Origin of the sequence: Pseudohaemophilus paraphrohaemolyticus, assembly GCF_003253115.1 — a bacterium.
GTDB lineage: Bacteria > Pseudomonadota > Gammaproteobacteria > Enterobacterales > Pasteurellaceae > Haemophilus_A > Haemophilus_A paraphrohaemolyticus_A.
In genome coordinates this window covers 48,018-61,266 of record NZ_QEQF01000005.1, presented here as the reverse complement: position 1 = coordinate 61,266, position 13,249 = coordinate 48,018, and the positions used below count along the sequence as shown (strand labels likewise).

Sequence of the window (13,249 nt, the reverse complement as noted above, 5' to 3'; positions counted from 1 at the left end):
TATTTATTATGCTTTGTCTGCTGTGGAGTTTTATTGCAATGGAAACAACACTGGCACCAACAACACTGTGGCGAACATTACGATAATTGTAAATGGCACGCCAATTTTCACAAAATCGCCGAATCGGTAGCCCGCGGGACCAATCACCATCGTATTCACAGGTGAGGAAATCGGGGTCATAAATGCAGCAGAAGAAGCAATTGCCACCACCATCACTAAAGCAGTTGGTGAATAGCTGAGCTGTTTAGCAATTTCAATTGCAATTGGTGCCATTAAAATCGCAGTGGCGGTGTTGGAGATAAAGAGCCCAACTACTGTGGTTAAGGCGAATAAGCCAAGCAAAATAAAGAATGAGCTGGTGCTCTCGCCCCCAGTCATTCGGATAAACTCTTCCACCATCAAACTTACCCCTCCCGTTTTTTGCATTGCAATCGAAAATGGCATCATTCCGACAATTAGGATCAGGCTTGGGATATGAATCGAAGCATACGCCGATTTCATATCAATACAGCGGAATTTACCGAGCAATAGACAGCCAATTAGGGCTGCAATTACGTTTGGCACAATACCCGTTACCATTAGCAGAACCATTACGAATACAGAAAAAATCGCATGCGGTGCTTGACTGGCTGCTGGTACGGCTTGTTTGCTCTCTTTGGGCAGTGTGAGCAAGAAGAAATCTTTGCGGTTTTGCATCAGTATTTCAATTTTCGACCAAATGCCGATCACGAGCAGAATATCGCCAGGTTTAATTGTTTCGGTCAGCAGGTTATCTTGCAAAATGGCTTTATCGCGTTTAATCCCGATAATACTTACGCCATAACGTGAGCGAAAACCAAGCTCGTTAATACTCCGTCCCACACTTTCGGTTTCAGGTTTAATTGCCAACTCTGCCATGCCAACCGATTTTGCATGAGTAGAAAAATAGCTACCTTTTAACTCAATATGTTGCAGTTTTAACTTTTCGCATAATGCTTCAAATTCCTCCTCACTGATGCCAATATCCATTAGTAGAATATCTTTTTTCTGCAACTGCGTATTACCGAAGGCGGCAAGTGTAAGGTGGCTAAAATTCTTAAAACGTTGCACCGCAATCACATTCATTTGATAGAGCGAACGCAGTTTAAGTTCATCAATTGTTTTACCGATGAAAGGCGAATCTGCCGCTAAAATCACCATCTTGGCACGCCCGTTAAGCTGATATTCCTCAATCAGTTTTGCCATAGAATCATCGCTATGATTGGGAGAGCTAGGGGCGATTTTGTCATCATTTAACCAATGACGAGTCACGAGCATATAAGCAATCGCCAAAATCAGCACCATAATCCCAATCGGCGTAAAACTGAAAAAGTGAAAACCTTTGTAGCCCTCTTTGATTAGCTCGGAATGGGTAACAAGATTCGGTGCAGTGGCAATTAAGGTCATCATACCGCTAATCAAACCTGCCATACTGAGTGGCATCATCAGGCGACGCGGAGAAATGTTCATGCTTGCACAAATTGCCAATACCACAGGAATAAATATCGCCACAATACCCGTTGAGCTCATAAATGATCCAAGCAAGCCAATTGAAAGCATTAACAGCACCAATAGTTTGGTCTCGCTTGCACCTGCCACCCTCATCAGCCAATCGCTGATCATATTTGCCACACCTGTCCGAGCTAGCCCCTCGCCAATAATATAGAGCAAGGCAAGCAAGACGATATTTGGATCGCCCAAGCCTGCAAAAATTTCTTCGGTGGTCAAAATACCGCTTAAACCAAAGCCGAGCATTACAAGGAGTGCTACGGTGTCCATCCGCAATTTATTCTGAATAAACAAGGCAATCGCCATGCCAAGCAGGGCTAACACGAAGTAAAGAGGTGGAAAATGGTTGGAAATGTTTTCGATAAAGGCGGTCATAGCGGTCTCAAATTTAGCAATCTTTGCTGAAAATTATACCGCTTGTTGTGGAAATTGACGGCAAGATTGCTCAAAAAAATTAAGATTTTTTTCGATGTGCTCGCGGATGGGCTTGGTCATACACATGAGCCAGATGTTGGAAATCCAAATGGGTATAAATTTGGGTCGTTGAAAGGCTACTGTGTCCGAGTAGTTCTTGTACTGCACGTAAATCGCCTGAGCCTTCCAACATATGCGTTGCAAATGAGTGGCGGAGTTTATGCGGATTAAGATGGGCTTCTAGCCCCTGTTTTTTGCCCCATTTTTCCATAATCAGCTGAATGGAACGGTGCGATAACCGCCCGCCGCGTTGGTTCAGAAAAATGGCATTATCTTTAGGTGAAAATCCACCACGTACAGCAAGCCAAGCTTCTAACGCTTGTTTTGCTTTCGAACCCACAGGCACGATTCGCTCTTTGTTTCCTTTTCCCAACAAACGTACCTCGCCCGCTTGTAAATCTAACTTATCTAAATCTAAGCCTTGCAATTCAGACAAACGCAAACCGGAGCTATACATCAGTTCCATCATCGCTAAATCGCGTTTTTCAAGCGGTGAATTTGCCTCGACATTTAGCAATTGGGAAAGCTGTTCCGCTTCCACATTTTTCGGCAAATGCTTTGGCTGCTTTGGTGCTTTTATACCTACCGCAGGGTTCACGCTAATTTCGCCCATCTTCAAAAGATAAGCAAACCATTGCCGCAATACGACCAATCGCAAACCAATACTTTTTGCACTTAAGCCCTGTTTATGGCTTTGGCTTAACACCCAACGCACAGTTGAACTATCGACATCCAACCAAGATTGCACTTGTTGATAATCAAGAAACTCACAAACAGCGAATAATTGGCGTTGGTAATTTTTAAGCGTATGCGGACTGACCTGTTTTTCAAGGCGGAGATAGTCCCAGTAAGGGGAGGTTTGTTGGAAGAGAGGATTATCAGAATGGAGCATACAAGCGGTTTATTTTTTAGAAATTTTACCAACTTGTAGGATCTGTGAAATGCAATTCTACCCACGTTTTGCAAAGGTTTAGAAAAAATAGACCGCTTGCGTGCGTGGAATTTCATTCACACACCCTACATGAAATTAGGCAAGATTTAACTGCCCAATCTTCACGCCCACATTACCCAAGGCAATAGGGCTTAAATATTGACCTAAGAACTCAAACAGCTCATCTAAATCAGTGAATTGGCGTTGTACTTTCACATCATCTTCCACTTTACGCACGAATTCATAAGTTGCTTTGCCGTTCTCCATTTTGGCTTCAAGCGTAAGATAAACAGTTTCAAAAAAGTGGTTTACATTGCCTTCCTCACCTGGATCACTCACGCGAACATTCCAGTTATTGCTAAATAAAATTTCAGTTTTTGACATTGTGCTTTCCTTCTTATTTTGGGGTAAATGAAAGGGCAATTTTCATTGCCCTTTATGTTTTTATTGTAAAACAGAAATATCCGCCACTTGTAAGAATAACCCTTGTAACGTATTTAAAATCGCTAAGCGATTTTGGCGTAATGCTGGATCTTCAGCATTTACCATCACATTATCAAAGAAACTGTCTACCGGTGCGCGTAAGTTCGCTAATTTATCTAATACTGCCGTGTAATCGCCTTGTGCGATAAGCGGTTGTACTTCAGTACGTAATGCTAGTACAGCTTCAGCAAGGGCTTTTTCTGCTGGCTCTACGCAAGCGGTCAAATTGATCTCGCCGATTGCAGCATCCGCTTTCGCTAAGATATTGCTTACACGTTTGTTTGCTGCCGCTAACGCTTCCGCTGAATCTAAAGTACGGAAGTGTGAAACCGCACGCACACGCGCATCAAAATCAGCTGGGCGAGTTGGACGACGCGCCAATACCGATTGAATCACATCCACCGCAATGCCTTCATCTTGATACCATGCACGGAAACGGCCAAGCATGAAGTCCACCACATCAGTAACTACGTTTTGATTCGTGAGTTTATCACCGAAAAGTGCGGCTGATTTTTTCACTAAATCTTCTAAATCAAGTGGTAAGTTTTTCTCTACGATAATACGTAATGCACCTAATGCCGCACGACGCAATGCAAATGGGTCGGCGCTGCCTTTCGGTGCTTGGCCAATGCCGAAGATCCCCGTTAAGGTATCAAATTTATCGGCTAAAGCGACCGCACTTGCCACGAGTGATTTTGGTAATTCATCCCCCGCAAAGCGTGGCATATATTGTTCGTTTAACGCCACTGCGACTTCTTCGTCTTCACCGTCGTGACGAGCATAGTGCATACCCATTACGCCTTGCGTATCAGTAAATTCGAATACCATGTTGGTCATTAAGTCACATTTTGACAGTAACCCCGCACGTTTTGCTTTCGCTTCGTCTGCACCGATTTGTTTTGCAATTTCGCCTGCAAGTTGTTCAATGCGGTCAGTTTTGTCTTTCAATGTACCCAGTTGTTGTTGGAACAACACAGTTTCTAAACGTGGTAAACGATCAACCAGTTTTTGTTTTAAGTCGGTTTTGAAGAAGAATTCCGCATCGGTTAAACGTGGGCGAACCACTTTTTCGTTCCCTTCGATAATCGCGGTTGGATCTTCAGGGTTGATGTTCGAGACGAAAATAAAGTGCGGTAATAATTTGCCATCTTTGTCATAAATCGGGAAATATTTTTGGTCACCTTTCATGGTGTAAACCAAGGCTTCCGGAGGCACGGCTAAGAAACGTTCTTCGAATTTTGCCGCTAATACGTTTGGATATTCCACCAATGAAGTGACTTCCTCAAGCAAGCTTTCTTCAATATCAGCCACACCGCCAAGTGCGGTCGCTTTTGCTTGAGATTTTGCAAGAATTTCTGCTTTACGCTCATTGAAGTCCGCCACTACAGAACCTTTTTCACGTAATAATTGTGGATATTGGTCTGCATGTTGAATTTCAAATTCTTTCTTGCCTAAGAAACGGTGACCGCGAATGGTGCGTGCGCTTGCCACACCTAAAATTTCACCTTCGATTAACTCATCGCCCAATAACAAAGTTACCGTGTGAACCGGACGGATAAATTGCACGGTTTTGTCTGCCCAACGCATTGGTTTTGGAATTGGCAATTTCGCTAATGCATTTGCCACTATGCCGCTAAGCAAGTTTTTAGTCGGCTGACCTTCAATTTTCGCACGGTGAACGAGCCATTCACCTTTATCAGTCGCAATGCGTTCTGCTTGCTCAACGGTAATGCCACAACCGCGCGCCCAGCCTTCAGCCGCTTTTGTTGGTTTACCTTCCGCATCAAACGCCGCAGACACTGCCGGCCCACGTTTTTCGATTTCTTTGCTTGGCTGTTGTGTGGCTAAGTTCAACACTTTCAGCGCCAAACGACGTGGTGCTGCAAACCATTCGATTTTATCGAAGGTTAAACCTGCTTGGTTTAATTCCGCTTCAACGTTATCCGCAAAAGAGGTCGCTAATGTTTTGAGAGCTTTTGGTGGCAGCTCTTCCGTACCGATTTCTACTAGGAAGTTTTCTTTCATTTTGGGTTCTCTATAATGTATTTTTATTCATAATATCAATATCATTAATTACAATTTGTAATTGTTTTTGACTAATTACTAACTCTTTAATAGTTTCACATCTCTCTATAAGAATATTAAAGTCAGTATTTTCTATGTGGTTTCTAAAATCGTCTTCTAATAAGTTGGAGATTTCATCAATAATATCTCCTTTCTTTGATGAAACTTTAAAATCACTTTTTTCTATTATTCCCAAGAAAAAATGTATTAAGGATTTATTTTTATCCTTGAGTTCATCATACGATTTTTTCAAATTGGTATGTTTTTCTTTCCAGTGTGAAACTCGGTCAACCTTATCTGAGAAAATATAAACAACGAGATCACTAGCTACTAGAATAGCTATGTTAATAATTAGATACTTTATTATTAAAAGCCATTCATTGCTGACTTTATCTTTAAAATAGTCATTTACGCTAGAATCAAAAGGTGTATAACCGAATAAAATTGAGATAATTAAGCATAAAAGAATTTTCCCAAAATATTTTTGAAGCATATAATCTTACCCTTCATCATTGCTTTTCTTATGCTCAATCATAAAAAGGGCAATCCGTGCTCTACATAGTAATAAAAACTCAAGCATTGGATAAATTATATCTTTAGAGTCTCTAATCTCTGAAGTATATGTAACTTGATTCGTTAATTCGAAAAATATATCGTTATTTTTATTTAAATATTCATACTTAACCTGTATTGTTGGAATATCTCTTAGGTCATTATTTACTAGGTTAGAAAGTGATTTCTTAAAAGAATCTAATTTCTTATTTTTAATATCAATTTTAAATGAAAATTTAAGAATATTTGTAAAAACACTAGGATTATCATTAGTAGGTGTTATATCAATAAAACCAAAAGTTAAATCCTTGAACATATATCTACCTGCAATGGTAGATCTATTTTCCTGTTCATCATTGACTAGAATTTCAAACTTTGAAACACCTTCAATTTTATTTATACCATGGTAAAAAAAACTATTTTTTTCTTTCATAAAATAACCTTGTAGTAAATTACTTGAATCTTTCTCTTGCTCTTTCCACAGCCAAATGCAACCGCTGTTCCAACACTTCTTTACTTGGCAACACCGTCATATATTCCGCGATATGAATATCAGAATTATCTACTTCCCGATAGCTTGCTGTTTCCAACACTCTCACTCAACACCTGTTGAAAACGCTCGTAATCACAAAAGCCATTTTCATCTTTTTCACAGCCTTTGAGGGTTAATGCTGTTTGGTTTGGTGGTGTCGCTAAACTTAGTGGAGTGATGTTAATCAGCTGTTCGGTGGTTTGATACACATAATCCAACTTAAATTTGAGCTTCCCACTGGGTTTGTGCTTCCACACTTCAAATAGTAACTTGCCGCCGATTGGGATATTTTCTAATGAATCATTCAACTCATAAGGCTCAACACCTAGTGCTGCAAGCAGAGCGACGATATTAGAATCGTGTCCAACCAATAAGTTAATTTTGTTTTCACTATTTAGCTGTTGCTGGATAAATGCTAACAACGGATATGAGGCATTTTGTGCTAATGCTTCGTTGTTTTTAAATAACGTGCGGTAATATTCGTTTTTAATTTCGTTAATTGCACGCCATTTTTCTTGGCTATCCACGCGACCATTTGCGATTTCTGAATCAGGCTTGCCCACATAATGTGCAAGCAATAATGCACTGACAATTTTTTTTCCTGTGCTGATAGAACCAGTAATCTTGACCGACTTGCCGTCTTTAACACTGTATTCACCGATTTTTCCACCTAAATCACATTCGCCTTTTTGCAAGCAATTTGGTGAGTTTTTATAATCGATGATTTCACTTAATAGTGCATAATTCGGCGCTAATTTTTGCTGTAAAGCGGTTAAATCAACGTTATTTTTTGCAGATTCAATCAAGTCTTGGCTTGGATTATGCGCCTGCGTGTTAAAAATTGGATCTTTTTCAGAACCGATTTTACCGTGATGTTGCAGTCGAACATTACAGCCCGCAAATGCACCAGAAACAATCGCTTGCCCTGTTGCAATGGTGCGTTGCACACCATTTGCATAAGCAAAAATGCCTTCGCCCGATGCACAACGTTCTGTTGTTAATAATCCTTTATCTGAAAGCCATTGACCTAAATACTGTCCGAAATAGGTTTCTAGCACCGTCCCTTTTGCAGTGAGATAGCCAGATGGTACATTCCATTTTGCCCATTCATAAGGGGAATATTTCGCCATTTCTTGCGGATCTTTTTCCACTGGTGAACGCAATCCGTGTCGGCTGAAAATCAATACTTTCTCTAATTCATAATCAGAACTTGAGGAAGTTTGACCATTTTCTGTTGCAAACGCACTACTTGCTAAAGCTGAGCCAAGCAAAAGTGCGGTGAATTTTAGGGTTATTTTTTTCATATTCGAGACCTAATCATTTAATGTTGAAATTGAGCTATAAAAATTCAAGGCATATTTGGTGCCGTAAGCTAACACCATAAATACTGCAACAATATTGACTACCGCAAAAAAGATTAGTTGTTTACTGTTGCTCTCCACCCAAAGCATTTTAAATAATGAGAGCGTACCAATATTTTCATCAAGTTCGCTCTCTCCGCTTAGTGTTCTTAAGGTTTTCAGCATCTCGCGTACAAAAGCGACAGTATTTATTACCATGACGCTGAGTGCAATAAATCCTGAAGCCAAACTTAAAAACAGCACTAGCACATTACTCCACGCCCAATGTGTCCAATTTAGCTCAGAATACATAAATAACGCCAGTGATAAAAACAACACAGCGGGTGTTAAATTTCGCAAAAACATTAAATAGTCATCACCAATTCTAAATAAAAATTGCAAAAAACTGACTTTCTTCATTACTTACGAATTTTCCAACTTTTCTTGGTTTTCATTAAACGCACTTTGCCATCTTTGGAGACATATCCGCCTTTTACCACATCTAAAATCGTATTTTCAGGCAAATCAGAAGCAAACACTTCAACCTGTTGCTTATCTTCCGAAAGAATGCCATAAACCGCTTGGGTTTTATTCGCAGGATCGTCTAACTTAATATCCGCCACATCAAACACTTGTACACAGGCTTTTTTCAAATAAGAATAAGACTGTCCCGCACTTGGTAAGCAACTGTGAGCATCTGTTTCACCGCCCACAGTTGGCATTTCAGCTTGTGGTTGCGCATTGCTACAAGCGGTCAAAATCATCGCTGAAGTTGCAAGAGCTAACGTTTTTTTTATCACTTTAGAAAATCTCTTTTAATTTGGATTCATCTAAAACAACATCGCCATTTGGTAATAACAACGCTGGAATACCCAAATAGCCATTTGCTTTCGAGTTATCAAATTCTGCTCTGCTATCGCGTAAACGAATAAATTGCTTGAGATTAGGTAATGAAGTCATAATTTCTACTTCATCGTAATCCACGCCTAAGCGATCCAACTCCGCGACAAATGGTGCGGTATCTGGGCATGTTTCTGCATAAAAAAGAATTGGTTTGCTCATTTTGCTCTCCTGAAGTGCGGTCAAATTTCACCGCACTTTTGTGAATTTGTTTAAGCCTTATTTTTTACAACCAGGGAAACCTAAGGCTTCACGGCTTGCATAATAGGCTTCCGCCACACCTTTAGTTAATGCACGAATGCGTAAAATATAGCGTTGGCGTTCTGTTACCGAAATTGCTTTACGTGCATCTAACAAGTTAAAGCTGTGTGCTGCTTTCAAAATGCGCTCATAAGCTGGCAATGGTAACGGTTTTTCTAAGGCTAATAACTCTTGTGCCTCTTTTTCGTATTGATCGAAGCAGTAGAATAAGAAATCTGTGTTTGCGTGTTCAAAGTTATAGGTTGATTGCTCAACTTCATTTTGATGGAAAACATCGCCATAAGTGGTTTTGCCTAATGGGCCGTCAGACCAAACTAGGTCATACACAGAATCTACGCCTTGAATGTACATGGCTAAACGCTCTAAACCGTAAGTCACCTCGCCCGTTACAGGTTTACATTCTAAGCCACCCACTTGTTGGAAATAGGTAAATTGGGTCACTTCCATCCCGTTTAGCCACACTTCCCAACCCAAGCCCCATGCACCTAAGGTTGGGTTTTCCCAATTATCTTCTACGAAACGAATGTCGTTTTTGGTCGGATCGAAACCAAGCATTTCAAGGGAACCTAAATAAAGTTCTTGAATATTGTCCGGAGAGGGTTTGATCACCACTTGGAATTGATAGTAATGTTGTAAACGGTTTGGATTTTCGCCATAACGACCATCGGTCGGACGACGTGAAGGTTGCACATAAGCAAATGCCATCGGCTCTGGGCCTAATGCGCGTAATGCGGTCATTGGGTGAGAGGTACCTGCGCCTACTTCCATATCAAAAGGTTGCACAATAGTGCAGCCTTGGTTTGCCCAATATTCTTGCAGGGCTAAAATCATACCCTGGAATGTTTTTACGTTAAATTTTGTGCTCATAATCGTTGATCTAATGTGATTAAAAATGCCCGCATTATACTTGAAAGCGCAAGGCTGATAAAGGTGAAAAAGTGCGGTCAAAAAACGAATTTTTTTATAAAATGAACAGAATTTTTAAAGTAAATGAAAATTCTCAACTAGGAAATGAATGTCTATTGTGCCAAAATAGCGCACTTTTTAAAAAGAGGAACCAACTTAATGAAAACTAACTTAATTACTACCGCACTTTTATTGAGTGCATCGGTTTTTGTACAAGCTGAAACCAAAACCGAGCTTGAACCGATCAATGTGTATTCGGCTTACGCAACACCTGTAAACCAAGATCAAACTGCATCATCAGTCACAGTATTAACAGAAAAAGATTTTGCACAGCGTAATGCGACTTATGTAAGTGATGTGTTGAAGACTGTGCCGGGTGTGGCGATGGGTGCTAATGGAGGGCGTGGTGCTGTAACTAGTTTATTCTTACGTGGTGCAAATTCAAAACATACTGCGGTCATTATTGACGGCATTCGCGTTAATCCGGCTGATACTAACTTTGATTTTGGCGGTTTAGCATTAAGTAATATTGAACAAATTGAAGTATTGCGTGGCGAACAATCTGCACTTTGGGGCAGTGATGCTATGGGCGGCGTAGTTTATATCACCACCAAAAGCGGGTTATATAAAGACAAGGAATTTAACGTCGATTTTGATTTAGGCGCAGGTTCTCATCGCACCCGTGATGGTTCTGTCACCCTTTCTGGTCAACATCACGGTCTTTACTATGCCCTTCATGGTGATAGCCATCGTACGCAAGGGATTTCTGCGCGTAGTGAACGCGTATTTAATTATACGAGCGTATCCGGTGCGAAAAGTACAAATGTACCGGCAACTGAAAAGGATGGCTTCCACCGTGATAACGTGTCTATGCGTTTAGGTTTTGATGATAGTAAAAAAGGAGTGGATTTCCTTGCTTCTCACTCTTCTCAAACCTTGCATTTGGATAATAGTGCAGCAGATGAATTAAAATTTGATGATAATACCCGTACACGCGAAACTCGCTATAAATTAAGCGGTTATTTTGGTAATGCAGAAGATTTATTCGTGCATAAAGCGGCGGTAAGTCACGTTAAAATGGATGCTGATACTGCACAATATCAAAGTTGGGCTTCCGCTATTGGTAAAACAGAATACGACAGCAAAAAGTTGAATACGAACTATCAACTTGATATTAACTTCGACCGTGAAGGTGAAGTCAAACAAGCCGTCAGCGTATTAGCAGATTACCAAAATACGAAATATATTGCTTCCGCTTACAATTTTGCTGAGAAAAAATTAACCGAGAAAAGTGTTGCCACAGAGTACCGTTTATTTACTGAATCTGACCATAGTCTCTCTGTAAGCGGTCGTTATACAGATAACAGCTTATTTGAAAATGCATTCACGGCTCGCCTTGCTGGAGCTTATCGTTTATCACAAAATTTAAAAGCACACGCAAGTATTGGTAAAGCAATCCACAATCCAACATTTATTGATGTTTATGGATGGGGTAATTCTACCAGTTGGGCTGCAAACCCAAATTTAAAACCAGAAAAAAGCTTAGGTGGTGAATTAGGTTTATTAGTTGAAAGCAATGACAAACGTCATAGCTTAGATACCACACTCTTTGCCCGTAATGTAGATAATTTCCTTTCTGCAGTCCCAGTTAGAGGTTCTACAGCTTATCGCACAATCAATCGTGACGGTAAAACCAAAATCAAAGGCGTAGAAGTGGCGTATAACGGTAAATTTACCGAGCAGTTGTCAGGTTACGCGAACTATACTTACACTTATATTAAATCTGAAAATGATCAATACGGTTCAAACTATGTTCGTCGTCCGAAACACACAGGAAACCTTGGTTTAGCTTATCAAATCACGGAAAAATTAGGTTCTGACGTGAATGTTTCTTATGTGGGTAAACGTCTTGATTCCGGCGATTTCAAAATGCCATCTTACACTTTGGCAAACTTTGGCGTGAACTATAAAGTAGCAGATAGCTTGACAATTTATGCGAACCTTAACAACGTATTCAATAAAAAATACGAAAACATTGTAGGCTATGGCCAAGACGGACGTAATGTTTACGTTGGGTTAAAAGGATCGTTCTAATTATTACCCACATATAAGGGCGTGCTTAGCACGCCTTTTTACATTCTTGATGGCGTAGCGTATCATTATCTATATGCAAAAAACTCGTTTGATTTTAACTGCACTTTTCTTGCCCTTGACTTCGCATGCGTCGGAGCAATTTGTCTCGCTCACGCTTTGTAGCGATCGTCTTTTGTCGGAAATTGCGCGTCCTGAGCAAATTGCTGCGCAGTCACCTTATTCTAAAAATCCCTTGATGATGTTGGATAAACTCAATGTGGATAAGCCAACACTTGAGCCTCAACTCACCGCATTATTGCCCTATCTCGATAAAACGTTTCTTATCAATGAAACCTTTTATCCACAACTTGTAGAAGATTTGAAAAAACTCGGGGCAAAAATTGAACCAATTAATGACACGCCACAAACGGCAGAAGAATTATTTGGGCTAATATTGCACTTGGGTAAACTCACAGGTAATGAAATGCAGGCAGAATCTTTGGTTGAAAAACTTAAATTACAAGATTCTCGCCTCAATCTATCACTCACTGACACATTAATACTTTCAGATACCGGCATTGTAGAAACTTATACGCCACAATACCCCACTTTACTTAATTTGCTAGGCTTAACCCCGCTAAAAACACCACTTACGGCACAAAATTTTTCTCTTGAAAAAGTGCTACTAGCTGAACCAAACGTGTTGATTGAAATCAGCGACCAACAAAGTTATAACGAACAAGCGGAATTGCTTAAACATCCGCTTTTGCAAAATCTTTTTAAAAATCGACCGCACTTTCGTATTCCAATGAAATATACTTATTGCTTTGATCACGGCGTGTGGCAAGGGGCAGACATGATTTATAAGCAAAGTCATGGAAATTAATCTACTAGAAATAGCAACCTTAGCCTTCAATCGGCAATTCTTTCTTCACAATTTTCTTCATTACCAAAGTCGAATTCAATCGCAAAACGTGCGGCAAGGCAGTAAGTCGTTTGTTGTAGAGTTCACGGAAGGTATTGAGATTTTCTGTGATGATGTACAGCATATCATCAGGATCGCCAAATAAGCGTTGCGCCTGTACTATTGCACCAGTGATTTTATCCGGCAACTTGGCGGTGATGGCAACTTTCTTTGCTATGATGCGATTTTCCTTTTTCCTACTGTGCTCATTTCCATTGCGGAGGTGGAGATTCTGCGGGCGG

The 13,249-nt window shown here is 40.3% G+C and carries 14 protein-coding genes; 2 read left to right on the top strand and 12 right to left on the bottom strand.

What is annotated here, in order from left to right; genetic code table 11:
* Positions 1 to 30 precede the first annotated feature (30 nt).
* The 11 genes from DPV92_RS06145 to glyQ all read right to left on the bottom strand — a co-directional run bounded on the left by DPV92_RS06145 (position 31) and on the right by glyQ (position 9,931).
* Positions 31 to 1,902 (bottom strand): SLC13 family permease, encoded by a 1,872-nt coding sequence (locus DPV92_RS06145; RefSeq protein ID WP_111354124.1) that lies wholly within the window; start codon positions 1,900 to 1,902, stop codon positions 31 to 33.
* Between the two features lie 79 nt (positions 1,903 to 1,981).
* Positions 1,982 to 2,893 carry a tyrosine recombinase XerC gene (gene xerC / locus DPV92_RS06140; protein ID WP_111354123.1) on the bottom strand — a complete coding sequence of 304 codons (912 nt, stop codon included), beginning with the start codon at positions 2,891 to 2,893 and terminating at the stop codon, positions 1,982 to 1,984.
* 135 nt (positions 2,894 to 3,028) lie between these two features.
* Positions 3,029 to 3,316, bottom strand: coding sequence for a DUF5377 family protein (locus tag DPV92_RS06135; protein ID WP_111354122.1), 288 nt, complete (start codon positions 3,314 to 3,316; stop codon positions 3,029 to 3,031).
* Between the two features lie 60 nt (positions 3,317 to 3,376).
* Entirely contained in the window at positions 3,377 to 5,440 is a 2,064-nt protein-coding gene (gene glyS / locus DPV92_RS06130; protein ID WP_111354121.1) for a glycine--tRNA ligase subunit beta, read from the bottom strand.
* A gap of 10 nt (positions 5,441 to 5,450) precedes the next feature.
* A complete protein-coding gene (locus tag DPV92_RS06125) occupies positions 5,451 to 5,972 on the bottom strand; it encodes a hypothetical protein (RefSeq protein WP_111354120.1) in 522 nt (173 codons plus the stop codon).
* Between the two features lie 6 nt (positions 5,973 to 5,978).
* A complete protein-coding gene (locus DPV92_RS06120; RefSeq protein WP_111354119.1) occupies positions 5,979 to 6,464 on the bottom strand; it encodes a hypothetical protein in 486 nt (161 codons plus the stop codon).
* Between the two features lie 125 nt (positions 6,465 to 6,589).
* Positions 6,590 to 7,867: a histidine-type phosphatase gene (locus DPV92_RS06115; RefSeq protein ID WP_111354118.1), complete on the bottom strand. Its 1,278-nt coding sequence runs from the start codon at positions 7,865 to 7,867 to the stop codon at positions 6,590 to 6,592.
* A gap of 9 nt (positions 7,868 to 7,876) precedes the next feature.
* Complete coding sequence (locus tag DPV92_RS06110) at positions 7,877 to 8,323, bottom strand: hypothetical protein (RefSeq protein ID WP_111354117.1); 447 nt, start codon at positions 8,321 to 8,323, stop codon at positions 7,877 to 7,879.
* Positions 8,323 to 8,703 (bottom strand): hypothetical protein, encoded by a 381-nt coding sequence (locus DPV92_RS06105; protein ID WP_111354116.1) that lies wholly within the window; start codon positions 8,701 to 8,703, stop codon positions 8,323 to 8,325. Before DPV92_RS06105 ends, DPV92_RS06110 begins: the two co-directional genes overlap by 1 nt.
* Position 8,704: 1 nt before the next feature.
* The gene (locus tag DPV92_RS06100; protein ID WP_111312889.1) at positions 8,705 to 8,965 is read right to left on the bottom strand and encodes a hypothetical protein; all 261 of its coding nucleotides are present in this window, start codon (positions 8,963 to 8,965) and stop codon (positions 8,705 to 8,707) included.
* A 57-nt stretch (positions 8,966 to 9,022) separates the two neighbouring features.
* Positions 9,023 to 9,931, bottom strand: a complete 909-nt coding sequence (gene glyQ / locus DPV92_RS06095) for a glycine--tRNA ligase subunit alpha (RefSeq protein ID WP_005628151.1) — start codon at positions 9,929 to 9,931, stop codon at positions 9,023 to 9,025.
* A gap of 198 nt (positions 9,932 to 10,129) precedes the next feature.
* Here glyQ and DPV92_RS06090 point away from each other — a divergent pair, with 198 nt between their 5' ends.
* Both DPV92_RS06090 and DPV92_RS06085 read left to right on the top strand, forming a co-directional pair.
* The gene (locus DPV92_RS06090; RefSeq protein ID WP_075875670.1) at positions 10,130 to 12,064 is read left to right on the top strand and encodes a TonB-dependent receptor plug domain-containing protein; all 1,935 of its coding nucleotides are present in this window, start codon (positions 10,130 to 10,132) and stop codon (positions 12,062 to 12,064) included.
* Positions 12,065 to 12,137: 73 nt separating this feature from the next.
* Positions 12,138 to 12,929 (top strand): substrate-binding domain-containing protein, encoded by a 792-nt coding sequence (locus tag DPV92_RS06085; RefSeq protein ID WP_111354115.1) that lies wholly within the window; start codon positions 12,138 to 12,140, stop codon positions 12,927 to 12,929.
* A gap of 19 nt (positions 12,930 to 12,948) precedes the next feature.
* On the opposite strand, the gene DPV92_RS06080 is transcribed toward DPV92_RS06085, so the two are convergent.
* Entirely contained in the window at positions 12,949 to 13,155 is a 207-nt protein-coding gene (locus DPV92_RS06080; protein ID WP_225791968.1) for an Lrp/AsnC ligand binding domain-containing protein, read from the bottom strand.
* Between the last annotated feature and the right edge of the window lie 94 nt (positions 13,156 to 13,249).